The 22,174-nt window shown below is 61.7% G+C and carries 26 protein-coding genes; 17 read left to right on the top strand and 9 right to left on the bottom strand.

Annotation, left to right across the window (positions count from 1 at the left end; translation table 11 throughout):
* The first annotated feature begins 15 nt into the window (after positions 1 to 15).
* Together NKH01_RS24115 and tolA are read left to right on the top strand one after the other, a co-directional pair.
* The gene (locus tag NKH01_RS24115; protein WP_353022775.1) at positions 16 to 906 is read left to right on the top strand and encodes a glutathione S-transferase family protein; all 891 of its coding nucleotides are present in this window, start codon (positions 16 to 18) and stop codon (positions 904 to 906) included.
* 381 nt (positions 907 to 1,287) lie between these two features.
* Positions 1,288 to 1,674 (top strand): cell envelope integrity protein TolA, encoded by a 387-nt coding sequence (tolA, locus tag NKH01_RS24110; RefSeq protein WP_352855459.1) that lies wholly within the window; start codon positions 1,288 to 1,290, stop codon positions 1,672 to 1,674.
* A gap of 137 nt (positions 1,675 to 1,811) precedes the next feature.
* Here tolA and NKH01_RS24105 read toward each other — a convergent pair whose 3' ends face one another.
* Positions 1,812 to 2,027, bottom strand: coding sequence for a hypothetical protein (locus NKH01_RS24105; protein WP_023720934.1), 216 nt, complete (start codon positions 2,025 to 2,027; stop codon positions 1,812 to 1,814).
* Between the two features lie 332 nt (positions 2,028 to 2,359).
* Here NKH01_RS24105 and NKH01_RS24100 point away from each other — a divergent pair, with 332 nt between their 5' ends.
* The gene (locus tag NKH01_RS24100) at positions 2,360 to 3,352 is read left to right on the top strand and encodes a DUF2865 domain-containing protein (RefSeq protein ID WP_352894693.1); all 993 of its coding nucleotides are present in this window, start codon (positions 2,360 to 2,362) and stop codon (positions 3,350 to 3,352) included.
* A 91-nt stretch (positions 3,353 to 3,443) separates the two neighbouring features.
* Here NKH01_RS24100 and NKH01_RS24095 read toward each other — a convergent pair whose 3' ends face one another.
* Positions 3,444 to 3,794, bottom strand: a complete 351-nt coding sequence (locus NKH01_RS24095; RefSeq protein WP_023720932.1) for a hypothetical protein — start codon at positions 3,792 to 3,794, stop codon at positions 3,444 to 3,446.
* Positions 3,795 to 4,455: 661 nt separating this feature from the next.
* On the opposite strand from NKH01_RS24095, the gene pstS reads away from it, so the two are divergent.
* From pstS to phoB, 6 genes are read left to right on the top strand one after another with little or no spacing between them, the layout of a single operon-like run.
* Complete coding sequence (pstS, locus tag NKH01_RS24090) at positions 4,456 to 5,517, top strand: phosphate ABC transporter substrate-binding protein PstS (RefSeq protein ID WP_353022772.1); 1,062 nt, start codon at positions 4,456 to 4,458, stop codon at positions 5,515 to 5,517.
* 59 nt (positions 5,518 to 5,576) lie between these two features.
* On the top strand, positions 5,577 to 6,563 hold the full coding sequence (pstC, locus tag NKH01_RS24085) for a phosphate ABC transporter permease subunit PstC (RefSeq protein WP_502896305.1): 987 nt from the start codon (positions 5,577 to 5,579) through the stop codon (positions 6,561 to 6,563).
* A 3-nt stretch (positions 6,564 to 6,566) separates the two neighbouring features.
* Positions 6,567 to 7,418, top strand: a complete 852-nt coding sequence (gene pstA, locus NKH01_RS24080) for a phosphate ABC transporter permease PstA (RefSeq protein WP_023720929.1) — start codon at positions 6,567 to 6,569, stop codon at positions 7,416 to 7,418.
* The gene (pstB, locus tag NKH01_RS24075; RefSeq protein ID WP_023720928.1) at positions 7,415 to 8,218 is read left to right on the top strand and encodes a phosphate ABC transporter ATP-binding protein PstB; all 804 of its coding nucleotides are present in this window, start codon (positions 7,415 to 7,417) and stop codon (positions 8,216 to 8,218) included. Before pstA ends, pstB begins: the two co-directional genes overlap by 4 nt.
* 32 nt (positions 8,219 to 8,250) lie before the next feature.
* Entirely contained in the window at positions 8,251 to 8,958 is a 708-nt protein-coding gene (gene phoU / locus NKH01_RS24070; RefSeq protein WP_023720927.1) for a phosphate signaling complex protein PhoU, read from the top strand.
* A 16-nt stretch (positions 8,959 to 8,974) separates the two neighbouring features.
* Complete coding sequence (gene phoB, locus NKH01_RS24065) at positions 8,975 to 9,664, top strand: phosphate regulon transcriptional regulator PhoB (protein WP_031194536.1); 690 nt, start codon at positions 8,975 to 8,977, stop codon at positions 9,662 to 9,664.
* 9 nt (positions 9,665 to 9,673) lie between these two features.
* Here phoB and NKH01_RS24060 read toward each other — a convergent pair whose 3' ends face one another.
* The gene (locus NKH01_RS24060; RefSeq protein ID WP_023720925.1) at positions 9,674 to 10,918 is read right to left on the bottom strand and encodes an ROK family protein; all 1,245 of its coding nucleotides are present in this window, start codon (positions 10,916 to 10,918) and stop codon (positions 9,674 to 9,676) included.
* Positions 10,919 to 11,204: 286 nt separating this feature from the next.
* On the opposite strand from NKH01_RS24060, the gene xylF reads away from it, so the two are divergent.
* The 4 genes from xylF (at position 11,205) to NKH01_RS24040 (ending at position 16,286) form a co-directional block, all read left to right on the top strand.
* Positions 11,205 to 12,245 carry a D-xylose ABC transporter substrate-binding protein gene (gene xylF / locus NKH01_RS24055; protein ID WP_352494193.1) on the top strand — a complete coding sequence of 347 codons (1,041 nt, stop codon included), beginning with the start codon at positions 11,205 to 11,207 and terminating at the stop codon, positions 12,243 to 12,245.
* Positions 12,246 to 12,387: 142 nt separating this feature from the next.
* Positions 12,388 to 13,719 (top strand): sugar ABC transporter permease, encoded by a 1,332-nt coding sequence (locus tag NKH01_RS24050; protein WP_352683670.1) that lies wholly within the window; start codon positions 12,388 to 12,390, stop codon positions 13,717 to 13,719.
* Between the two features lie 14 nt (positions 13,720 to 13,733).
* Positions 13,734 to 14,534 carry an ATP-binding cassette domain-containing protein gene (locus NKH01_RS24045; protein WP_353022769.1) on the top strand — a complete coding sequence of 267 codons (801 nt, stop codon included), beginning with the start codon at positions 13,734 to 13,736 and terminating at the stop codon, positions 14,532 to 14,534.
* Positions 14,535 to 14,663: 129 nt separating this feature from the next.
* The gene (locus NKH01_RS24040; RefSeq protein ID WP_353022767.1) at positions 14,664 to 16,286 is read left to right on the top strand and encodes a CHASE domain-containing protein; all 1,623 of its coding nucleotides are present in this window, start codon (positions 14,664 to 14,666) and stop codon (positions 16,284 to 16,286) included.
* A gap of 99 nt (positions 16,287 to 16,385) precedes the next feature.
* Here NKH01_RS24040 and NKH01_RS24035 read toward each other — a convergent pair whose 3' ends face one another.
* The 5 genes from NKH01_RS24035 to NKH01_RS24015 all read right to left on the bottom strand — a co-directional run bounded on the left by NKH01_RS24035 (position 16,386) and on the right by NKH01_RS24015 (position 19,711).
* Positions 16,386 to 16,631, bottom strand: coding sequence for a YMGG-like glycine zipper-containing protein (locus NKH01_RS24035; RefSeq protein ID WP_006328050.1), 246 nt, complete (start codon positions 16,629 to 16,631; stop codon positions 16,386 to 16,388).
* A 345-nt stretch (positions 16,632 to 16,976) separates the two neighbouring features.
* A complete protein-coding gene (locus NKH01_RS24030; RefSeq protein WP_352494195.1) occupies positions 16,977 to 17,147 on the bottom strand; it encodes a hypothetical protein in 171 nt (56 codons plus the stop codon).
* 138 nt (positions 17,148 to 17,285) lie between these two features.
* Positions 17,286 to 18,320, bottom strand: a complete 1,035-nt coding sequence (locus tag NKH01_RS24025; RefSeq protein ID WP_352515608.1) for a sensor histidine kinase — start codon at positions 18,318 to 18,320, stop codon at positions 17,286 to 17,288.
* A gap of 190 nt (positions 18,321 to 18,510) precedes the next feature.
* A complete protein-coding gene (locus NKH01_RS24020; RefSeq protein ID WP_023678541.1) occupies positions 18,511 to 18,675 on the bottom strand; it encodes a DUF1328 domain-containing protein in 165 nt (54 codons plus the stop codon).
* A 241-nt stretch (positions 18,676 to 18,916) separates the two neighbouring features.
* The gene (locus tag NKH01_RS24015; RefSeq protein ID WP_023678542.1) at positions 18,917 to 19,711 is read right to left on the bottom strand and encodes a response regulator; all 795 of its coding nucleotides are present in this window, start codon (positions 19,709 to 19,711) and stop codon (positions 18,917 to 18,919) included.
* A gap of 216 nt (positions 19,712 to 19,927) precedes the next feature.
* Here NKH01_RS24015 and NKH01_RS24010 point away from each other — a divergent pair, with 216 nt between their 5' ends.
* Entirely contained in the window at positions 19,928 to 20,131 is a 204-nt protein-coding gene (locus tag NKH01_RS24010) for a NepR family anti-sigma factor (protein WP_023720919.1), read from the top strand.
* Between the two features lie 3 nt (positions 20,132 to 20,134).
* Positions 20,135 to 20,686: a sigma-70 family RNA polymerase sigma factor gene (locus tag NKH01_RS24005; protein WP_023678544.1), complete on the top strand. Its 552-nt coding sequence runs from the start codon at positions 20,135 to 20,137 to the stop codon at positions 20,684 to 20,686.
* Between the two features lie 31 nt (positions 20,687 to 20,717).
* On the opposite strand, the gene NKH01_RS24000 is transcribed toward NKH01_RS24005, so the two are convergent.
* The gene (locus tag NKH01_RS24000) at positions 20,718 to 21,086 is read right to left on the bottom strand and encodes a response regulator (RefSeq protein WP_352480853.1); all 369 of its coding nucleotides are present in this window, start codon (positions 21,084 to 21,086) and stop codon (positions 20,718 to 20,720) included.
* Positions 21,087 to 21,312: 226 nt separating this feature from the next.
* Between NKH01_RS24000 and NKH01_RS23995 the strand changes: the two genes are divergently transcribed.
* Both NKH01_RS23995 and NKH01_RS23990 read left to right on the top strand, forming a co-directional pair.
* Positions 21,313 to 21,639, top strand: a complete 327-nt coding sequence (locus NKH01_RS23995) for an ElaB/YgaM/YqjD family protein (protein WP_023720917.1) — start codon at positions 21,313 to 21,315, stop codon at positions 21,637 to 21,639.
* A 10-nt stretch (positions 21,640 to 21,649) separates the two neighbouring features.
* A complete protein-coding gene (locus NKH01_RS23990) occupies positions 21,650 to 22,129 on the top strand; it encodes a hypothetical protein (RefSeq protein WP_023720916.1) in 480 nt (159 codons plus the stop codon).
* Positions 22,130 to 22,174: the final 45 nt, after the last annotated feature.

Genomic DNA, 22,174 nt, shown 5'->3' with positions numbered 1-22,174 from the left:
CAAAGGGAGGACACAATGGCAAAGACGACAACGAAGAGTGCGAAGAAGCCGGCCGCCAAGGCCGCTCCGAAACCAGTTGCCAAGGCCGCGACAAAGCCTGCAGCCAAGGCGTCGAAAGCGTCCGCCAAGTCGGCAACGAAAGCCGCCGCAAAACCTGCAGCCAAGGCATCCGCGAAGTCCGCGCGGAAGGCCGTAGCGAAATCAGCGAAAAAACCCGCGCTGATGCTCAGCATGCTGAAGCCGAGCGTCAACAATATGAGCGTACGGGTGTTTGCGCGCGCGGCCGGGCTCGACCATTCCGAGACCGACGTATGGGGCCACACGCGCTCGCCTGAATATATGGCGCGAAACCCGGCCCACCTGACCCCGATGATCGAGGACAAGGGCCTGCCGAGAGGTGTCTTGTGGGAAAGCTGCGCCATCATGCAGTACCTCGCCAACAAGCACGGGCTGGAAAAATTGTACCCTAAGGAACCCGCCAAGCGGGCAATGATCGACAGTGCCATGTTCTACCTGATCGGCACGCTCTACCCCTATGTGGCGCGCGCCACCTATCCAGCACTGAATTTCCCGCAATATGCCGGCGAGGTCGGCCACAGCGACGCTCATCCCGACAGGAAATCGGAAGCCCAGAAGGCCGCGGCGGCCGCAATTGCCGAGCCGCTGGAGGTCTTTCACAGCTTCTTCAGGAACGGCAAGCCGTTCATCGGCGGCAAGAACCCGTCGATCGCCGACATCCGTCTGGCGGCGACGCTCGAGTTCCTCGCCGTCATCGACTATGCGCTGCCCCAATGGGCAAAAGACTATATGACGGCGATCGAGAAGAAGCTCGGCAAGGCCTATGCCGAGCCGGCCGGCGATGTGCGCGGCTATATCGCCTATGTGCGGTCGCAGGCCAACGCCTGAGGCACGTGCAGGCCGGCGATCGTCCGTACGTTCTGCAGGAGCCGGTAACGATCTGGGGTAATTCTTTTTACTCTCCCCTGTTTGCACGATGTGGGGAGCTTAAGGTTTCGTTAACCGAAACCCTTTCTACTGTATCCACCTCCAGCCCGCGACCACGGATGTACTGGCGCGGATGGAAAGCAAAGGTCGGCTGCTCGCCGGCCTTTTGCTTGTTGCAGCCCTGCCGAAGTTGCGGTCGACGGCGCTTCCCGACGCCTGCATGGCTGATGAAGCGCGTTGCTGGCACCTTGTCATCGCCGATGTCGGCCCTACCATCGAAGTTAGTCACGTCCTCGAGGGCGGTTCAAGGACAGAGGCCCTGTCATGAAAAACATTGCTGGAATGGTGGTGATTGCAGGCGCCATGCTGGCGGGCACAGCCGGTCAATCGAATGCAGCGACGCTCAACACCATGCCCGAGGTCGGGGCTGCCATCCAGGCGTGCTGGACCCCGCCAGCGAATGCCGGGAATTCCACCGTCACCCTGAGCTTCAGCTTCAGGCGCAATGGCACGCTGATCGGCCGGCCCAAGCCGACTGCCATCCGCGTGGCCGGCGACGAGAAGGCGCGGCAAGCTTTTGTCGATGCGGCGATTGCGGCCGTGGACCACTGCCTGCCGTTGAGCCTTTCACCGGCGCTGGCTGAAGGCATCCCGGGCAAGGTGTTCACTCTGCAATTCAACTCGCCCAAACAAAAACAGCCTGCAACGCGGGTGCAGGCTTCGCCTTGATCTTTTCCGACAACCGGATTCTACTTTTCGGGATCTAGCGCATGTCGAGCAAAAGTGTGCAGCGGTTTTGCGACAACGACATGTATAAAACAAGAACCTAAGCGCGTCGCATGAGGCCCGGTCGACCGCGATGCGCTTTAGTGGCGGCTTCGTCTGGCCTCGACATGTCGCGCCAGTTCCGGCATTTCGAAGACATAGTCGCTCCAGGCCGATTCCGGAATCTGGCCGGCGAGATAGCACTCCAGCAAAAGCCTCTGCTCGTGGTCGAGCGGCCTCGGTGTGCGTTCATGGTCCAGCCCAAGTGAATGGAACAGATTCCTGGTCAGGCCCGCGACAGTGAAATGAATCGACATTTGCGGTCTCCTCCTTGGCCGCTCAACGCCGAACTTGGGGCTAAGGTTTCAGCAACGGCCGGCCGGTAACGCCGGATTGATCGCGGTGCGGATCCGGCCGGGTGCTTCAAACTTCGCCGTGGCGCGAGTTCGCCGGCGTTGCTGCCGGTTCGTCTCAATCTTGAAATAAAAATGTAATATTGAATTTACGCCAGCGGATATAATACACTAGAACTAAAGTCTCTGGTGGCGGTGCGGTCTACTTCAATTAGGTAAAACTGATTTAGCCAGTACTTATCCATAGTCGACAAAGAAATCCTGTTCTCGGCGCAACAAGGACAATGGTCGCTCCAATGACACGCTTCTGGCTTCTCACGATTCTGATGCTGGTGTCGGCAATAGCCGTTGCGCTCGGCACGTCCTCCTCCTATGCGGATAGCTGCGGCGCGATCAGGAGCCAATTGCTTTCGGCGGGGCGTGGCGCCGGGACCAGCCCCGAGCTTGCCCAACTACGCCGGCAACTCGCCGCGATTCAAAGGCTGGAGAGACAGCGCCGATGCACGGCGAAAACGGCCGGGTTCTTCTTCAACCCCTGCGCCGACCTCGTAAGCAGCAAGGCGGAGGTGCAACGGCAGATCGCCAGACTGTCGAATTCGGGCAGGGACACCTCCGGCCTGAAGGCCAGGTTCGTCGCGCTAGGCTGCGCCGCCCCCGCTGCCAAGAAACAGCAGGCGCAGCAGAACCAGCCGCAGGCACAGCAGCGCACAGCACCAAAACCTCAGTCCGCAGGCGCAATAATGGGTGGCAATCGGATGCTGTTTTGCGTTCGCTTGTCGGACGGATATTTCTTCCCCGCGCCAAAATCGCAGTTCGCCAAGAACGACGATCTGAAGGAAACGGTCGATCAGTGCCGCTATATCTGCGACGATGCCGGCGTCGAACTCTATACGCTGAGCGATGCCACCCGCGAGACCGAAGAGATGATCGCGCTCGAGACGCAAAAGCCCTATGTGGAGCTTGCGACCGCCTTCAGGTACCGCGACGACGCGAACTTCAAGGCCTGCGATGTCAAGCGCTATTACCAGCGCGTCGCCGAACTCAGGGCACGAACCGTGACACCGGCCAACATGAGCAACGCCATCATTCCGTTGCCGACGGCAAAGCCGGATTTTGGCATCGTCGCGGAAATTCCTGAATCCGGGATCCAAACCGCCGGTACCGCTCTCGCAGGGGAAAAAACGCCGGTTGCCGAGGTACCAGGGGCTGCCCAGCATCAGTCGGTCGAAAGAGCGATCGGCGCGCGGCCGGTGAGAGTGGTCGGGCCGGCCTTTTTCCCGGCGGACTGACCAAGGCAGGCGATGTCCCGAGACGGCGAACGGCTGGCCGGATAGCCGCTTCAAGGCCTACAGCCGCACGCATCGACCGACGGCCGGTTGGTTATTCGCAGACCATGCGGGCCCGTTTGCCGGGCTGGCTGACATTCCTGCAGGTGAGCGGCTTCGCCGGCTCCGATGACAGCATGGGCGGGTTGGCGACCTTCCTTCGTGGCGCTGCAACGGAAGCTGCGCTCCGGCGCACCGCCGGCCTTTTCGGCGTTTGAGGCGCCACAGGAAAGACATCGGTCTCCAGCTGCGACTGTTCGGCTTGCGCCTGCGGAGAAGGCCGGTCCCAGAAACGGCGAACATCGAGCGGCTTGGGAATGATCACGGTGCCGTCATAGCTGCGCGCGCAGCCGGTTCCCAGAAGCAGCGCCAGGCACAGGAAGACAGGCAGAATCCGTCGAAACATCAGCAACACCCCTGCAAGCTTATAACGCTGCTTCGGCCCAACCGACAACCGGCGGAATAGTGCAGAGGGAGTAGGTAAGGTGAAGTAGAAATCGTCGCACTTCCAGTCGAAGGCCCCGCTCGAAAGATCGAGCGCCGGGTCGGGCGCGGATGGAGGTCCAGCGCGAGGCGAGTTAAAACCTTGCGATTCGTCACCGCTTCCAGCGTAAGGCCATGGTGCGATCGCACCATACCCAATGGCGCGCTCAGTCGCGACAATGGGATATTCGAAGTTCCGCTCCTCCAGTTACGGGCGGGAGCAGCGACCGCCGGCAAGAAACAGGGTCAGATTTACCCCAACGGACCTGTTTCGGCGATGGCGCGGCCATGACACGTTCTGGCTGCATGCAACGCGCTCCCGTCCGGCTTTTTTCTTCTCAAGGTCAGTGGCTGCTATCGTCGAGCGGACAAAGCCGGCCGGAATTCACGCAAGCTGCTGATTCCAGCGGCAAACCGCGGCCCATGCCGACAAAGCCCGCGGCCGTTCCTTCTTAACCCGGCTGGACGACGTTACCGGAGCGACATGAAACTGTCATGCGACTGTAATAATCGGGGGCTATTGGCCTCAGCGGGCGCCGGAGGAATGGCGCCGAGAGACCATATTCCGAACAGGAGCAGGCCACATGAGACATTTCATCCGCTCGGCGGCCGTTGCGATTGCAATGGCTGCGGCGACGACTACCCTCACCCTGTCCGCCGCGCTCGCCGCGGACATCTCCGGCGCCGGCGCCACCTTCCCCTACCCGATCTATGCGAAGTGGGCCGACACTTACAAGAAAGACACCGGCATTGGGCTTAACTATCAGTCGATCGGTTCCGGCGGCGGCATCAAGCAGATCAAAGCCAAGACCGTTACCTTCGGCGCTTCTGATGCGCCGCTGAAAGGCGAAGAGCTTGAATCGTCCGGATTGGCTCAGTTCCCGATGGTGATGGGCGGCATCGTTCCCGTCGTCAACCTCGAAGGCATCAAGCCGGGCGAGTTGGTTCTCGACGGCCCGACGCTGGCCGACATCTTCCTCGGCAAGATCACGAGCTGGGATGACGAGGCGATCAAGAAGCTCAATCCCGACGTCAAGCTGCCTTCGCAGGCGATCGCGGTCGTTCACCGTTCCGATGGGTCGGGCACGACGTTCAACTTCACATACTACCTCGGCGACGTCAGCGCGGACTGGAAAGAAAAGGTCGGCGTCGACAAGGCCGTGGAATGGCCCGTGGGCATCGGCGCCAAGGGCAATGAGGGCGTTGCCAACAACGTCTCCCAGACCGGCGGCGCGATCGGCTATGTCGAATACGCCTATGCCAAGCAGAACAAGCTCACCCACGCCGACATGATCAACAAGGACGGCAAGAAGGTCGAACCCACCGCGGCGGCATTCTCGGCGGCAGCGGCCAATGCCGACTGGAGCTCGCAGCCGGGCTATGGCGTCATCCTCGCCAACAAGCCGGGCGCCGAGTCCTGGCCGATGACGGCGGCAACGTGGATCCTCCTCTACAAGAAGCCGGACGATGCCGCGACCACCGGCGAAGCGCTCAAATTCTTCGCCTGGGCATACGACAAGGGCGACGAGATGGCCGGCGAGCTGGACTACGTTCCGATGCCCGACAAGGTGGTCGAGAGCGTCAAGGCCATGTGGGCCAAGGAAGTCGTCGGCAGCGACGGCAAGCCGCTCTACTCGGCTATGTAATCTCCTCCAGGGAGGGCGTCGACGGCGCCCTCCCTGTTGCCTTCAATCGCGAGGACCCAATGACCATCGCTTCCGATGCCATGCTATCATCTGCAGCCCGGGCCAGGGAAGCTACGGTGCGGCGCTTCGCGCTCACAGACGCCATATTCCGCGGACTCACCCGCGCTTCCGCAATTCTTGTGCTGGTCATCCTCGGTGGTGTCGCAATCTCGCTGTTTGCCGGCTCATGGCAGGCCCTGTCGTCCTTCGGGTTCTCTTTCCTGACGACTGAGAGCTGGAATCCGGTTACGGAAAAATTTGGCGCGCTGGCGCCGATCTACGGCACCCTGGTCACGGCGGCCATCGCCATCCTGATCGCGGTTCCGATCGGCATCGGCATTGCCGTGTTTCTCACCGAACTCTGCCCGCGCCCGCTCAGGCGCCCGATCGGCATAGCGGTCGAGCTGTTGGCCGGCATTCCCTCGATCATCTACGGCATCTGGGGCCTGTTCGTGTTCGCGCCGTTCCTGCAGACGACGATACAGCCCTTCATCATCAACATCTTCCACGGCGTGCCGGGACTATCCAGCCTTTTCGCCGGCCCTCCTTACGGCATCGGCCTTCTAACCTCGGCGCTGATCCTCGCCATCATGGTGCTGCCCTTCATCACCTCGATCACCAAGGACGTCTTCGATACGGTGCCGGCGGTGCTGAAGGAATCGGCCTACGGCATCGGTTGCACGACCTGGGAAGTGACCCGGCGCGTGGTCATTCCCTATACCCGCATCGGTATCATGGGCGGCGTCATGCTTGGCCTCGGCCGCGCGCTCGGCGAAACCATGGCGGTGACCTTCGTCATTGGCAACGCTCACCGCATCAGCGCCTCTCTGTTCGCGCCGGGCACGACGATCTCGGCGACCATCGCCAATGAATTCACCGAGGCCGACGGCGATCTCTACACCTCCTCTCTGGTTTCGCTCGGCCTGATCCTGTTCGTCATCACTTTCCTGATCCTTGCCGCCGCCCGCTATATGCTGATGCGGATCGACGCCCGTACGGGAGCCTGACCGATGTCGACATCCTCATCGCTCCACAGCCGCCGCAAAGCCAGGAATTCGGTGATGATGGCGCTTTGCGTCGTCGCCGCCGGCATCGGGCTTGCCTGGCTGGCGCTCATTCTCGGTGCACTGGTCTATAAGGGCACAGCCGGGCTTTCGTTCGCGGTCTTCACCGAGATGACGCCACCGCCAGGCGAGGCCGGCGGCCTGCTCAATGCAATCGCGGGCAGCCTGCTGATGACGATCATCGCCGTTGTCGTCGGCACGCCGATCGGCGTGCTGGCGGGAACCTACATGGCCGAATATGGGCGTTTCTCGCGCATCACCACCGTCGTGCGCTTCATCAACGACATCCTGTTGTCGGCGCCCTCGATCATCATCGGCTTGTTCGTCTATGAGTTGATGGTGCGGCCAATGGGGCATTTCTCGGCCATAGCCGGCGCCGTTGCGCTTGCCATCCTGGTCATTCCGGTGGTCGTGCGCACCACTGAAGACATGCTCAACCTGGTGCCGAACGCGTTGCGTGAAGCCGGTGCCGCGATCGGCGCGCCGCGTTGGGTGGTGATCCGTTCGGTCGCCTACCGCGCCGCATTGTCCGGCATCGTCACCGGCATATTGCTGGCGATAGCACGCATTTCCGGCGAGACGGCGCCGCTGCTCTTCACCGCGCTCAACAACCAGTTCTGGAGCAGCAATATCAACGCGCCGATGGCCAGCCTGCCGGTGACCATCTTCCAGTTCGCTCTCAGCCCTTACGAGGAATGGCAGCAACTGGCGTGGACCGGCGCACTCATAATCACCCTGACGGTTCTGGGCTTGAGCATCCTCGCCCGCAGCCTTACCGGACGCAGAGAGGACAGATGACACAGATGTTGTCCCCGGACATGACGATGACCGAAACGGTCGCCGAGAAGACGAAGATCGAGGTCAAGAACCTCAACTTCTACTACGGCCAGAGCAAGGCGTTGAAGGACATCACCTTGTCGCTGCCCGAGCGCAGCGTCACTGCCTTCATCGGCCCTTCGGGCTGCGGGAAATCGACGCTGCTGCGTGTGTTCAACCGCATCTACGAACTCTACCCGAAGCAGACAGCCGAGGGCCAGGTGCTGCTCGACGGCAAGAACATTCTCGACCGCTCGCAGGATCTCAATCTCCTGAGGACCAAGATCGGCATGGTGTTCCAGAAGCCGACGCCGTTCCCTATGTCGATCTACGAGAACATCGCCTTCGGGGTCAGGCTCTATGAGAATCTCGGCAAGTCCGAAATGGACGGCCGCGTCGAACAAGCGTTGAAGCGGGCCGCGCTGTGGGGCGAGGTCAAGGACAAGCTCAACGCCAGCGGCTTGAGCCTGTCAGGCGGCCAGCAGCAGCGGCTTTGCATTGCCCGCACCGTGGCGGTGAAGCCGGAAGTCATTCTGCTCGATGAGCCGGCTTCGGCACTCGACCCGCTGTCGACCGCCAAGATCGAGGAGCTGATAGACGAGTTGCAAGCCGATTACACGATCGTCATCGTCACCCACAACATGCAGCAGGCGGCGCGCGTGTCGCGCCAGACCGCCTTCATGTATCTGGGTGAACTGGTCGAGTTCGACCGGACCGAGAAGATCTTTACGTCGCCCCGCGAGAAGCGCACGCAGGATTACATCACCGGCCGCTTCGGCTGAGCCGTTCCGATCATGCATATAAGGACAGGACCATGGGCGAACACACAGTCGCTTCTTTCGACGAGGATCTCGAGCAGATCAGCAAGCTGATCCGCGACATGGCCGACCTCGCCGGTTCGATGGTCGGCGGGGCGACCAAGGCCCTGTTGAATTCTGACAACGTGCTGGCGCAACGCGTCGTTTCCGACGATGCCATCATGGATGCGCGTCAACGCGAACTGGACGACCGCGCCATCACCCTGATCGCCAAGCGCCAGCCGATGGCCCACGATCTGCGCCATGTCGTCGGGGCGATCCGCATGGCCGGCGATCTCGAACGCATCGGCGACCTTGCCAAGAATATCGCCAAGCGTGTGAGTGCGGTCGGCCTTAGCGTCACACCGCGCGACCTATCGCATTCCATCGATGCGATGGCGCAGCTGGTGCTCATCCAGGTGCAGGGCGTCATCGAGGAGTATGCTGCAGGCGATGCGGCCGCGTTGGCCAAGCTACGCGCCGCCGACGAGCGCATCGACGTCAAATATACGTCGGTGTTCCGCGAACTGTTGACCTACATGATGGAAGACCCGCGCAACATCACCGCTTGCACGCATCTGCTGTTCTGCGCCAAGAATCTGGAGCGGATCGGCGACCATGTCACCAACATCGCCGAAAATGCGTATTATGTGCTGACCGGCGAGCAATTGCCGGTCAATCGTCCGAAGCAAGACGAAACGACAATGTCCGCACCGGCGACATGATGGGGGTGCCCAGCCGATGATCGCACCACGCATAATGGTGGTGGAGGACGAGGAGCCGTTGGGTGTGCTGCTCCGCTACAATCTCGAATCCGAAGGCTACCAGGTCGAGGTGGTGACACGCGGCGACGAAGCCGAGATCCGTTTGCAGGAGAATGTGCCCGATCTTCTGGTGCTCGACTGGATGATACCAGCGGTTTCCGGCATCGAGCTCTGCCGCCGGTTGCGGGTGCGCCCCGAAACCGAACGGCTGCCGATCATCATGCTGACCGCGCGCGGCGAGGAGAGCGACCGGGTACGCGGTCTTTCGACCGGCGCCGACGACTATCTGGTCAAACCGTTTTCGACACCGGAATTCATGGCCAGGGTCAAGGCGCTGCTGCGCCGCGCCAAGCCGGAAGTGCTGTCCAGCGTGCTGAAGGTCGGCGACATCGTGCTCGATCGCGAATCGCACAGGGTGTATCGCAAGAAGACCGAGATCCGGCTCGGGCCGACCGAATTCCGGCTGCTCGAATTCATGATGCGGCATCCGGGCCGCGTCTTCTCGCGCAGCCAGTTACTCGATAATGTCTGGGGCGAGACGATCTATATCGACGAACGCACCGTCGACGTGCATGTCGGGCGGCTGCGCAAAGCCGTCAACAACGGCCGCATGCCTGATGTCATCCGCACCATCCGCGGTGCCGGCTACGCGATCAGGGAAGATTGACCCGCCCAGTCAGGCTACGTTCTTTCTGACGCCGGGCCTCATTTGCGCGCCCGGCGCGAAAATCTGCTGGTCGACGAAGCTTAACGCCCGCATTGCACAGCCTTCGCGGATCAGCGGCAATTCGTTCGGCTCGGTATCGAAGGAGATCGAGCCCGAATGCTGGCCGCCGGCGGTCTGGGCGATGGCCTTCCGCAAGGCCGGCTCGATCAGATCAAAGGCGGCGGCACTGGCGCCGACCATTGCGACCGGTGCCGGATCGATCAGCGCGAACAGCGAGCCGAGACCGAAACCCAGCGCTTCGCCGGCCTTGCGGTAGGCTTCGCGTTCCGGCCCGTCCTTCTCGCGCGCCCGAACCGCCAGCGCGCGCATGTCGGCGTCGCTGACGTCGGCGACCGGTTGGCTGTCTTCGCTCATCTGCGTGGCGTTGCGCCAGATGGCGTAATTGCCGGCATAGGCCTCGATGCAGCCGCGCCGCCCGCAACGGCAGAGCGCGCCGCCCGGACGATGGATCATGTGGCCAAACTCGCCGCCCGAGGAATGCGTGCCGGTGAACAGCTCGCCCTTCAACACCAGCCCCATGCCGATGCCGTGCGAAAGCAGGATGGCGATGAAGTCGTCGCGATAGCGATCCGGATCGCGCCAGCGCAAAGCCACCGCCATCATATTGCAGTCGTTCTCCACCGTGGCCGGGATGCCGAATTCATCTTCCAGCATGTCGGCAAAGGCGATGTCCGTCTGCGGCGTGATCGGCGACCACAGCATGGCGCGTGCAGGGGAGTCGGTAATTCCCTGAATCGCCAGGGCGATGCGGGCGACACTGCGGACGTCAAGATCTGGATCGTCCAGCCGGCGCCGGACGATGGCCATGCATTCGCGGATCAGTTCGTCGCGCGGCATGGTCAGCGTGTCCAGCCGGCGCTGTTCCTCGGCGACCACCTGCCCCGCATAGTCGATGATGGCGGCCGACAGGAAATTCAGCGACAACACCACGGTCAGCACCGCCGCCGCTTCCGGATTGAGGGCGAGGCCGACCTGCGGACGACCGCGTTTCAACGAAACGGGTTCGCTTGCCTTGCTCTCGGCGAGGATGCCTTCCCGTATCAGGTCGGAGGAGATCGCCGATATGGTCGAATGGCTGAGGCCGGTGGTTGCGGCGATCTCCGTACGCGATGGCTGGCCGGCCCGGCGCACGGCCGAGATCACCATCGCCCGGTTGCGCCGGCGCAAATCGTCATGGCGGATTCCGACCGACATCGTTTTGCTTTCCTCCCGGTTTGCCGCGGCCGCTCATGAACCGGAAGCCGTCGGTAATGCCGACAAATAGTGTCAGATGAGGCAAATAGTGTCAGATGCAGGTGGCGCTGTCATCGTTTATTCCGAAGCTCGAAAAAACTCGCAGCAACATCAAAATCCATCAGAATCGATGTTGACAGCAGCGGGAGATCGGGCCAGTATTTTTTCGAGGCTCGAAAAAATTAGCGCCTCTAAGCTGGCCTTTGGGGCCAATTGGTCACGCCGTACGCGGCGCAGGGAGGATATGATGAAGAAATTCACGACCGCCATTCTGGCGGGTGTCGCCATGACGCTGGCGCTTGCGTCGGTGGCGCAGGCTAAGGACAAGGTCATCGGCGTTTCCTGGTCGAACTTCCAGGAAGAGCGCTGGAAGACCGACGAAGCCGCAATGAAGGCGGCCATCGAGGCCGCAGGCGACAAGTATATTTCCGCCGACGCACAGTCCAACCCCGGCAAGCAGCTCACCGACGTCGAGAGCCTGATCTCGCAGGGCGCCAACGCACTGATCATCCTGGCGCAGGACGCCTCGGCGATAGGGCCGGCCGTGCAGAAGGCGCTGGACGAAGGTATTCCGGTTGTCGGCTACGACCGGCTGATCGAGAACAAGGACGTCTTTTACCTGACCTTCGACAACAAGGAAGTCGGCCGCATGCAGGCCCGCGACGTGTTCAAGGTGAAGCCGGAAGGCAACTATGTCTTCATCAAGGGCTCGGGCGCCGATCCGAATGCCGATTTCCTTTTTGCCGGTTCGATGGAAGTGCTGAAGGACGCCATCGACAGCGGCAAGATCAAGAATGTCGGCGAGGCCTATACCGACGGCTGGCTGCCGGCCAACGCCCAGAAGAACATGGAACAGTTCCTGACCGCGAACGACAACAAGGTCGATGCGGTGGTCGCCGCTAACGACGGCACTGCCGGCGGCGTCGTCGCCGCACTGACGGCGCAAGGGTTGGCTGGATCGGTTCCGGTCTCGGGCCAGGACGGCGACCACGCCGCGCTGAATCGCATCGCGCTCGGCACACAGACGGTCTCGGTGTGGAAGGACGCGCGCGAGCTCGGCAAGAACGCCGCCGAGATCGCCTCGCAATTGGCCGACGGCAAGCAGATGACCGACATTGCCGGCGTGAAGGATTTCACCACGCCCGGCGGCAACACCGTAAAGTCCCTGTTCCTGACCCCGGTCGCCATCACCAAGGACAACCTCAACGTCGTCATCGACGCCGGCTGGATCAAGAAAGAAGAGGTCTGCGCGGGCGTGGCGGCGGGCGCTGTTCCGGTCTGCAACTGATCCGAGTTTCCGAGAAGTCCGAACGCCGCGGCCGCTTGCCGCGGCGTTTTTTCAAGAAAGAATTGTTTTTCCGCTTCCGGCGGATAACTTCTAGGCTGCTTCCGGCATCCGCGGCAGACGGCAACCCGGCGGGAGAAACATCATGACCGACACGACTTCCAACACGCCGGTCGACAGCTCGACGGCAGACCGGGCGCGGGAATCGGAGCTCGGCGTCGTTGCCCGATTTCTCAAGGCAACCGAACTCGACACGCGCATGCTCGGCATGGTCGGCGCGCTGCTGGTCATCTGGGTCGGGATCCACATACTGTCGGGCGGGCTCTTCCTGACGCCGCGCAATCTCTGGAACCTTTCGGTGCAGACCTCGTCGGTGGCGATCATGGCGACCGGCATGGTGCTGGTCATCGTGATGCGCAACATCGATCTTTCCGTCGGCTCCGTGGAAGGCGTGATCGGCATGGTGATGGGCGTGGCGCAGGCCGAATTCCTCGTCCGCATCATGGGATTTCAGCTTGGCAGCCCCTGGCTGTGGGTCATCGCACTGGCCGCCGGCCTGGTGCTCGGCCTGGCTATCGGAGCGTTTCAGGGTTTCATCATCGCCTATCTCCAGGTTCCTGCCTTTATCGTGACGCTCGGCGGATTGCTGGTCTGGCGCGGCATGGCATGGCTGATCACCAGCGGGCGCACCGTTGCGCCGCTGGACAGGACCTTCCAGCTGATGGGCGGCGGACCACGGGGCTCGATCGGCGCCACCTGGAGCTGGATCGTCGGTGTCCTCGCCTGCGCGGCCGTTGCCTTCATGCTCTTCAACGGCCGCTCGCAGCGCAAGCGCTTCAACTTTCCGCTGCGCCCTGTCTGGGCGGAAAGCTTGCTCGGCGTGATAGCCTGCGCCGCCATCCTCGGCGCCGTGTGGATCGCCAATTCCTATCCTTGGCCGGTCGGCATCGTACGCCAATATGCCCAGCAGAACGGCATCACCGTTCCCGAGGGCGGGTTGTTCATCGCCCACGGCATCGCCATACCTGTGCTGATGGCCGTGGCCGCGGGCATCGTCATGACCTTCATCACCAGACGCACCCGTTTCGGCCGCTATGTCTTTGCCATAGGCGGCAATCCGGAAGCGGCCGAACTCGCCGGCATCAACACACGCTGGGTCACCATGAAGGTGTTCATGATCATGGGCGTGCTGGCCGCGATCAGTGCGGCGATCGCATCGGCGCGCCTCAACGCGTCGACTAATGCGCTGGGGACCCTGGACGAGCTGCTGGTCATCGCGGCGGCCGTGATCGGCGGCACGTCGCTCGCCGGCGGCTCCGGCACGGTGCTCGGCGCCATGCTCGGCGCGCTTTTGATGCAATCGCTGCAATCCGGCATGGTGCTGCTCGGCATCGATTCGCCGCTGCAGAGCATCGTTGTCGGCGCCGTGCTGGTGGTCGCGGTGTGGCTCGATACCGTCTATCGCAAACGGGTCTAGTGAGGAGAACGAGCATGGCAGACAGGACCGCTCCCACGGGCACGCCGCTGATCGAGATGCGCAACATTTCGATCGCCTTCGGCGGCATTCGCGCCGTCGACGACGCCTCGGTCGATCTTTTCCCGGGCGAGGTGATGGCTTTGCTCGGCCATAACGGTGCCGGAAAATCGACGTTGATAAAAATCCTGTCCGGCGCCTACAAGCGTGATGCGGGCCAGATTTTCGTCAACGGCGAGGAGGCTTCGATCTCCAATCCGCGCGACGCCAAGAAGTACGGCATCGAGACGATCTACCAGACACTGGCGCTGGCCGACAATGTCGATGCGGCCGCCAACCTGTTTCTCGGCCGCGAGCTGATGACCGGCTGGGGAACGCTCGACGATGTCGCCATGGAGGCCGAAGCGCGCAAGGTGATGGGCAGGCTCAATCCGCGTTTCCAGCGCTTCAAGGAACCGGTGGTAAAGCTTTCGGGCGGCCAGCGGCAGTCGGTTGCGATCGCCCGCGCCATCCTGTTCAACGCCCGCATCCTGATCATGGACGAGCCGACGGCGGCACTCGGGCCGCAGGAGACGGCGCAGGTCGGCGAACTGGTCAGGCAGCTCAAGGCGGACGGGATTGGCATCTTCCTGATCAGCCATGACATCCATGACGTGTTCGAGCTTGCCGACCGCGTCTGCGTCATGAAGAACGGTCGGGTTGTCGGCACGGCGCGCACGACCGATGTCACCCAGGACGAGGTGCTCGGCATGATCATCCTCGGCAAGTGCCCGCCCGGCGCCATCCCAGGGCCGGGCGCCCTGAAGATCGCGGCCTGAACGAGAATTAGCCGGCTAATCACAAGTCGCCAAAATGTGCCAGCAGTCACCATGCTTTGGCCTCGCCATTGTGTTGGCGTCGGGAGTTGCCCATAAAGATGCCGAACCGTCCACGGGACGTATCAGCAATTGAAGAAACTCTTTCCGACCGTAGCTTTCATCGCCGTCGCGCTGATCAGCCTGACGATGGCGGGTTTTGCCTATTTTGCCACCCAGGAAGCCGCCCGTATAAAATTCGAGGCGACGGCGGACGACGCGCTTAACCGGATCGAAAGCCGCATCGACCTGGACCTGTCGCTGCTGCGCTCAACCCGGGCATTGTTCGATGCGCGCAATGGCGGTATCTCGCAAGGCGAGTTCAAGGCTTTCTTCAACGCGCTCGACATCGACAATAATTTCGCCGGCCTGCGCGGCATCGGCTTCCTCCGCCTGGCGAAAACTGGAAACGAGGCGGCGGTCGAGCGCGATATCCTGCACGATCACGGCGCAAGCCATCCGATCTATCCCGACACGAACTTGCCGTGGCGTACGCCCATCGTGCTGTTCGAGCCGCTGGACCCGTCCAATAAATCCAGCATCGGTTATGATATGTTCACCGGGCCGGTGCGGCGCGAGGCGATCGAAAAGGCGATGGTCGACGACCAGCTGCACGCCAGCGGGCTCGTGCAGCTCGGCAAGGATACGGGTGCCGCGCAGACCTTCACCGGGTTCCTCGTCTTCGTCCGGCTCAATGTCGAAACCGCGCCGGACGCCGTCAACGCATCGAGATCTTCGACTGCCGGCTTCCTCTATGCGGCCTTCCGCTCCCGGGACCTGTTCCAGGCTGCGCTCAGCCGGGCACCTCTGTTGCCGGTCAACACCGAAATCTATGACGGCGCTGTGAACAGTGACAACCTGCTGTTCCAGTCGGAAACGCCGCCTGTTTCAGCCCTTGGCGACAGGCTGCTGATCACCCGCAAGATCACCGTTGCCGGTCGGCCGTGGGTCGTCCTGTTCAGGCCGACAAGTGCTTTCTCGCAACCTTCCTCGCGTGCCATTCCGGTGATGCTCGGATTGTTTGGGCTACTGCTTGCGGGCGCCATCGCGCTGGTGGCCCGCTATCAGGAGCGGGCCTATGAGGCGGTCTCGCTGCTTCACGAAACGACCGAAAAGAGCCTGCTGGAAAAAGACCTGATGCTGCAGGAGATGAAGCATCGCATCAAGAACTCGATCACGCGGGTGCTGGCAATCGCGCGCCAGACAGCATCGCACACCGCCGACGTCCAAGAGTTCTCGGCATCATTTTCGGCTCGGCTGCAGGCGATGGCGGCTTCCCAGGACATGCTGACGCGCTCACGCTGGCAGAAAGCCGATCTCGGCGACCTGCTGCGCATCGAGCTTGGCCAGGTGTTCGGAAGCGAGCTTCCTGAAGGGCTGTTGTCGGGACCGGAGGTTCTTCTCGACGAAAAGACGACGCAGGCACTCGGCCTCGTCTTTCACGAACTGGCGACGAATGCGCTGAAGCATGGCGAAACCGGCAATTCAGTCGGTGCGCTCAAGGTCGACTGGTCGCTCGAAGGCCGCGGCGGAGCCCGGACATTGGCTCTCAACTGGCGCGAGGCCGGGCAGAGGAAGCTCGAGACACCGGCGAAGAGCGGTTTCGGCACCAGACTGATCGATCTCAACGTCACACGCGAGTTGCGTGGCACAATCAGGCGCGATTTTCACGAAAACGGCTTGAACGTGGAAATCAAGGTTCCGCTGCCGGCTTGAAACGCCGTCTCGTGAGCCGCATCGCGACAGCGCTTTGGAAGTGCAAACGCGGAGACAGGTGGTCTGCCTCCGCGTTTGCTGTTCGCCTGGAGCTCGAAACTAGTTGCAGCGAGCTGTGTAGATCCGGCCGTGACGATCTCTGTATTGGCAGTAGCCATTTTGCAGGCGGCGAACCAGCAGACCGCCAATCGCACCAGCGCCAGCGCCGATCAAAGCGCCCTTGCCGCCGCCGACAGCGCCACCAATAAGCGCGCCGCCCACAGTGCCGATACCCACGTTCTCTTCCGTGGTGGTGCAGCCGCTGACCGCAACCACGGCAACCATGGCAATAATCATCTTCCGCATGGAGTCATCCTCACTTTGTCCTCACTTTAACAAGCTCCAGCCGCCATCTAGCATGAAAGTGCGGCCTCTGCGCGCACGATTTCATTGTTGATTAAGATAGTCTTTTCGGACGTGCGCCGTTCGATGCTACCACGAACTCGGAAATCTCCAAGGACGCATCGAGCGTGGCGTCGGGATGCACATTCCAGACAATCCTGTCATAGCCGTCCTCGAGCGCAGGATCGACGGCAAGACATTTGGCGCCGACATGTTGGGCTTGGCCCTGCCGGTCGATGACCGCGAACGGGGGCGCGCCGCCGTGCACTCGGCCGCGGTTTCAAAGGAATCAAGCAGAGGCGAGCTCGATCAGATCAACTGGGACGCGGCGGTCAGGACGATCGCGGCCATAAGCGCAAAGGCGGCGAAGCGAAGGGGCAAAGCACGAGGCGCGGGCGCTGCGGACACGTCGGGATCCTGAAAACCGCCCATCGAGACGCGAGCGGCCTGTTCCAGTCTGTTCAAGTCGGCAGCCGTCAAGGCCCATTCCTTTCATATTGTGCCAAACTCAATCAATGTCCGCTGAATCGGCACGTTCGGACAGGATCGGACTTTATGGTGAACAGTCGGTTAAGGCGGGGTGATGCAGCCAGCCTTCTTCCTGCGGCCGCCGTTCGTTCAATCCGTCTCGAAATTGCCGTGAGGAACGACAAGACGGTATTCGAGGCGGTTCCCGGTGATCTCAAGTGTCGCCGTTCCATTCAACGAAGTGGGCACGACGCGTTCAAGTGCGACGCTGCCAAAACGCTTCTCGCTGCGTTGATTGTCGTTGGCTCCGATCACTTCGGCCCATGTCAGCGACAGCGCAGGCTCGCCAGCGGAAGCGGCCGTCAGATCGGCCGTCACCTCGACGAAACCGTCGCTGCGCGACAGCGCGCCATAGCTGACCGAATTGACGGCGAGCTCATGCATGGCCAAGCCGATGTGCAAGGCAGCATTGGGATTGAGATATGGATTTGCGCCGCGGAAACGCAGGCTGTGCATGGGGTCCGCGCCGTACCTTCCGACCTGACCGGAAACCAGCTCGCGCAGCGCCGCTCCCCGCCAGTTGGATGACGTAACTAGGTCCTGCGAGGAGGCCAGCGACTGCAATCGGCCCCGGAAACGCGTCAGGAAATCGTCAATGCTGCCGGAATAACGCCCCGTCTGGGTGGCGATGCTCTGGATGATGGCCAAAAGGTTCTTGGAGCGGTGACTGACCTCGCGCAGCAGCGCCTTCAGCGTCTGCTCCCGGCGTTTCTGCTCGGTTGTTTCGACCATGGTGGTCACGACGCCCTGCACCGCGCCGGTCTCGCTGCGGTCGGCGTCGATCCATACCTGAAACCAGCGGGCGCCATCATCGGCCGGCACGCTGAGTTCGAGATGTTGAGGATTGCCGGAGACGATGACGTCGTGCTTGGCGGCGCCGATACGCTCTGCCTGCGCCGGCGGCAAGATGCCGTTGTTGTCGGAGGCATCAGAGGTCCATGGTGCGCGCATGTTGCGCGCCCACACCGTCTTCATCTCGCGATCCTGGTATAGAACGGAAATCCCGGCATTGTGCAAGGCGTGGAGAAGGGCTCGGCCAAGCTGCATTCCGCTTTCGGCGGGATGCAGAGCGATGATCTCATCCCTCTGGCCGCGGTCTTTCATTTTTCCGACTCTGGAACGCATCGGTAATTTGCTCAACCCACGTCGGGCTGAACGGCTCACGGAAAAATGGGTTCCAAAAGGAGGAGCTTCGGATCGAGCCCTAATAAGCGGTCCGCCGAGCGGCATCCCGTTGGAGGACACTGCCCGGCGGTGGCTGGAAACCGTTTGAGGGGTGCGGCTTCCAGTGTTCGCTTGAATGGCCGCTTGGCATTCACGCCCGTCTGATCAGGCCGGCAATAAGCGATATGATCAGGAAGGCGAGAAAGATGAAGAACAATATCTGCGCTATGCCGGCCGAAGTGCCAGCGATGCCGCCGAAACCAAGCGCACCGGCGATGATCGCCACGACGAGAAATACGAGCGCCCAGTAAAGCATGATCCATCTCCTTCCAATGCTGCGGTGAAAACGTGATTCGCCTCCGTTTGTTCCACCATTTCCCGAAAAAGACGATGCTGAAAATCGTTACGGCCCGAATTGCTGCGGTGTGTGCGAAAAGGTTCTCGTCAGGTTCGGCAGCAGTTGGCTGTCGTGTGTTAAGTCGGCGTCACGCCCCCATCCGGTCCAAGGGGAGTGGCTATCCCACACCCTGGCGGCCGCAACTCGGTCGCCAGCTGTTTTATGCCGCGGCCTTCGCGTGCCGGTCAAAGAACAGGGCCTGGCTGATAAGAGCCTTGACCATATCCGGGTTGAATGGCTTGGTGACGAGGAAAGCCGGTTCCGGCCGCTCGCCGGTGAGCAACCGCTCGGGAAAGGCGGTGATGAAGATCACCGGCACCGAGGTGGACGACAGGATTTCATTGACGGCCGCGATGCCCGAACTGCCGTCGGCGAGCTGAATATCGGCAAGCACCATCTTTGGCCGCGCCTTGCCGAACATCGCCACCGCCTCCGCGTGGGTGCGCGCTGTTCCGACGACGCGGTGGCCGAGGCTTTCGACCATTTCCTCGATATCCATGGCGATCAGCGGCTCATCCTCGATGATCAGCACGTCGGTTGCCACCTGACGGGAGATCTCGTTGCTCGCCTGAGCGAGAAGTTCTGAGAATTCCTGTTCGTCGACGTCGAGAATCTCCGCCGCCTCGTCTTCGCTGAAGCCTTCGACGGCGACCAGCAGAAAGGCCTGGCGGGGACGAGGCGCGATTGCATTCAGATTGGCCGCGGCGCGCTGCTCCCATGCCGATTGGGCATGCTCCTGCGGAACGCGAATGGCCACCGAGGTGAAGAGCTTGGCAAAGACCTTGTAGAGTGCGATGCGGTCGTTCGATGCGTCCGGAAAGATATCGACATCGGCAATGATGGCCTCGAGCATTGCGGCGACCAACGCGTCGCCGCTCTCCTGCGATCCGGATACGGCGCGCGAGAAGCGGCGCAGGAACGGCAGGTGCGGAGCGATGGTTGCTGATAGGCTCATATCGGACGTCTCCCTCATATGACGTGATTACATGTTACAGCTAAAAACGGTTCGCAAGCCCAAAGTTAGAAACGCGGGTTGTGCGAAAAAGTTCCGGTCATGCGGAACTAAGTATGCGGGCTGGCGTTTAGGGCGGGGTTGGGCAACCAGACGAGGCTGCCGCTTGCCTTGCGTTATGTGTTGAAAGGGCGGCTTAAGGCTGGGACAAAGGGCGAAATGAAGAACATGACGAAAGCTACCACGGCTGGCGTTGGCAACGGGCGCCGGGCTGCTTCCCGCGACCCGCTTGGGCCGAACTCGGAAATCGGCCGCAAACTCAAACAATATTACGACGAGCTGGTCTCCGACAATGTGCCGGATCGCTTCGCACAACTGCTCAGCCAGTTGGAAAAGGCCGAACCTGTACAGAAGAAGGACTGAGGCATGGCGGCCGTCTCCCAGGGCTTCAAGACCGACTTGCTCGGCTCGATCCCGAGCCTGCGGGCTTTTGCCGTGTCGCTGACGCAAAATGCCGACAAGGCCGACGACCTGGTGCAGGAAACATTAGTCAAGGCCTGGGACAAGCATGAAAGCTTCCAGCCCGGCACCAATCTGAAGGCATGGCTGTTCACGATCTTGCGCAACGAATTCTATTCGCAGATGCGCAAGCGCGGCCGCGAGGTGCAGGACAGCGATGGCGTCATGACGGCCAGACTTGCCGTTCATCCGGCCCAGCACGGCCAGCTTGACCTCGAAGACTTTCGCGGCGCGCTCGAGTTGCTGCCCGAAGACCAGCGCGAAGCCATTATCCTCATCGGCGCATCGGGCTTTTCCTACGAGGAAGCGGCCGAGATCTGCGGCTGCGCCGTCGGAACGATCAAGAGCCGCGTCAGCCGCGCCCGCACGCGGCTGCAGGAAATCTTGAAGATCTCCGGTGAAGACGAGTATGGCCCGGACGCAATTTCGGCTCAGGTAACGGGGTCGACGGCAGCGTGAAGCGTGGGCGTGTTCGAGCCGCTCCGCGCCCTCAGCGCCTGCAGGCCGCTGCCACTGCCTCGACGAGATCGTCTCCCGAATAGGGCTTGGTGACCAGTCTGACGCCGGGAAAGGATTTCTTGATCTCGTCCATATCCGACTGGCCCGAGGCGAAGACGAACGGGATGCCAGCTTCACGCAGCCGTGAAGCAAATTGAAGCGTCGAAACGCCGCTCAGCATGAGGTCGACGATGGCCACGTCGAACTGCGCGGCAACGTCTTGCTGTTCGATCTCAGTCAGATCACGGGCGATGACCACATCGAGCGCGCCGTAGTCGCGACAAAGCTGCTCGATATCCATGGCAATCAGGAACTCATCTTCCAGGATAAGAATCCGCAAACCGTCAAGCGATGGGCCCACGCAGCAATATCTCCTTAAATGCGTCTCTATCTTGAAACCGGGGAAGTCATGATCGCTATTTGGCATGCTGTCATTTAAAAAAGACATGCCGGCGGATGCGTCGGCCTCGGCCCTTGCAAGGCATTTGCAACGAGCGCTGCCGGAGATAGGGTTAGAAGAGGTTCGTGCCGGAACCTTGGGGTCTGTTGGGCGTTTTCGACCGAGCAAAAGCAAGGAGAGTGAAGCAATGGCGACTGCCGCAGGAAAGGCCGCGAACGAAGCCCGCACGAATTCCGATATTGAGGCCGACATCGCACAACTGAAGGCCGACATCGACCAACTTACCAAGCTGTTGGCCAAAACTGGCGAACATGGCTACGGGGCTGCGCGCCGCGCCGCCGCCGAGGGCGTCGAGCAGTTGCGAACCCAGGGCGAAGCAGCCTTCGACAGCCTGCGCAGCAACGCCAAGGACATCGAGGCGCAGCTGATAGCCCATATGCGCGAAAAGCCTGTGACTTCGCTGGCGATCGCCGCAGGCGTCGGGTTCCTCTTCGCACTCCTCGCGCGCCGCTAGTTCTGCACGCATGGGAATGCTTGCATCGCTGATCTCGGGCCTCGCCTCGGGCGAAACCATTGCGGCGATACAACGCGCGCGCGTCGCTGCGATGGTCTATTCGGTCGCAGCACTCGCGGCGCTGTGCGGCCTCGGCTTCCTGGTCGGGGCGGCCTATATCTGGACGGCGGCCCGCTATGGGCCGATGGCGGCGTCGCTGAGCTTCGGGATCGGCTTTCTGGCAATCGCCGGTCTCATCCTGCTCGTCTACCGGATGTCGGCCGGCTCGCGCGCCAGACGCCGGGCGAAGCGACGCAACGCTGACATGAAGGCGGTCGGCATCGCCGCTGCACTCGCCGTGCTGCCGGCGCTGCTCAAGGGCAAAGGTGGCGTGGCGAAGGGCGGATTGGGCGCCATTCTCGGCCCGGCGATAGCACTCGCAGCCTACGCCATCTACCGCGAGAACGTGAAGCCCGACTCCGACGATCCGGATACCGGCAAAGGGAAATAGTTCGGAAGCGGATAGTTCGGCGCAAACGATTCTGGCGCCCGGTCG

Origin of the sequence: Mesorhizobium sp. M1403 (assembly GCF_040317695.1) — a bacterium.
Classification (GTDB): domain Bacteria; phylum Pseudomonadota; class Alphaproteobacteria; order Rhizobiales; family Rhizobiaceae; genus Mesorhizobium.
The sequence above is the reverse complement of the archived record's forward strand: the minus strand, read 5'-3'. Positions and strand labels throughout refer to the sequence as shown.

Excerpts from the sequence above, each read along its gene's own strand:
- NKH01_RS24095 (WP_023720932.1), bottom strand. The coding sequence starts at position 3,794 with ATGTTTCGACGGATTCTGCCTGTCTTCCTGTGCCTGGCGCTGCTTCTG.
- phoU (WP_023720927.1), top strand. The coding sequence starts at position 8,251 with ATGGGCGAACACACAGTCGCTTCTTTCGACGAGGATCTCGAGCAGATC.
- pstA (WP_023720929.1), top strand. The coding sequence starts at position 6,567 with ATGTCGACATCCTCATCGCTCCACAGCCGCCGCAAAGCCAGGAATTCG.
- NKH01_RS24035 (WP_006328050.1), bottom strand. The coding sequence starts at position 16,631 with ATGCGGAAGATGATTATTGCCATGGTTGCCGTGGTTGCGGTCAGCGGC.
- NKH01_RS24060 (WP_023720925.1), bottom strand. The coding sequence starts at position 10,918 with ATGTCGGTCGGAATCCGCCATGACGATTTGCGCCGGCGCAACCGGGCG.
- NKH01_RS24010 (WP_023720919.1), top strand. The coding sequence starts at position 19,928 with ATGAAGAACATGACGAAAGCTACCACGGCTGGCGTTGGCAACGGGCGC.
- NKH01_RS23995 (WP_023720917.1), top strand. The coding sequence starts at position 21,313 with ATGGCGACTGCCGCAGGAAAGGCCGCGAACGAAGCCCGCACGAATTCC.
- xylF (WP_352494193.1), top strand. The coding sequence starts at position 11,205 with ATGAAGAAATTCACGACCGCCATTCTGGCGGGTGTCGCCATGACGCTG.
- phoB (WP_031194536.1), top strand. The coding sequence starts at position 8,975 with ATGATCGCACCACGCATAATGGTGGTGGAGGACGAGGAGCCGTTGGGT.
- pstC (WP_502896305.1), top strand. The coding sequence starts at position 5,577 with ATGACCATCGCTTCCGATGCCATGCTATCATCTGCAGCCCGGGCCAGG.
- NKH01_RS24105 (WP_023720934.1), bottom strand. The coding sequence starts at position 2,027 with ATGTCGATTCATTTCACTGTCGCGGGCCTGACCAGGAATCTGTTCCAT.
- NKH01_RS24025 (WP_352515608.1), bottom strand. The coding sequence starts at position 18,320 with ATGCGTTCCAGAGTCGGAAAAATGAAAGACCGCGGCCAGAGGGATGAG.
- NKH01_RS24115 (WP_353022775.1), top strand. The coding sequence starts at position 16 with ATGGCAAAGACGACAACGAAGAGTGCGAAGAAGCCGGCCGCCAAGGCC.
- NKH01_RS24045 (WP_353022769.1), top strand. The coding sequence starts at position 13,734 with ATGGCAGACAGGACCGCTCCCACGGGCACGCCGCTGATCGAGATGCGC.
- pstS (WP_353022772.1), top strand. The coding sequence starts at position 4,456 with ATGAGACATTTCATCCGCTCGGCGGCCGTTGCGATTGCAATGGCTGCG.
- pstB (WP_023720928.1), top strand. The coding sequence starts at position 7,415 with ATGACACAGATGTTGTCCCCGGACATGACGATGACCGAAACGGTCGCC.
- NKH01_RS23990 (WP_023720916.1), top strand. The coding sequence starts at position 21,650 with ATGGGAATGCTTGCATCGCTGATCTCGGGCCTCGCCTCGGGCGAAACC.
- NKH01_RS24005 (WP_023678544.1), top strand. The coding sequence starts at position 20,135 with ATGGCGGCCGTCTCCCAGGGCTTCAAGACCGACTTGCTCGGCTCGATC.
- NKH01_RS24020 (WP_023678541.1), bottom strand. The coding sequence starts at position 18,675 with ATGCTTTACTGGGCGCTCGTATTTCTCGTCGTGGCGATCATCGCCGGT.
- tolA (WP_352855459.1), top strand. The coding sequence starts at position 1,288 with ATGGTGGTGATTGCAGGCGCCATGCTGGCGGGCACAGCCGGTCAATCG.
- NKH01_RS24100 (WP_352894693.1), top strand. The coding sequence starts at position 2,360 with ATGACACGCTTCTGGCTTCTCACGATTCTGATGCTGGTGTCGGCAATA.
- NKH01_RS24015 (WP_023678542.1), bottom strand. The coding sequence starts at position 19,711 with ATGAGCCTATCAGCAACCATCGCTCCGCACCTGCCGTTCCTGCGCCGC.
- NKH01_RS24050 (WP_352683670.1), top strand. The coding sequence starts at position 12,388 with ATGACCGACACGACTTCCAACACGCCGGTCGACAGCTCGACGGCAGAC.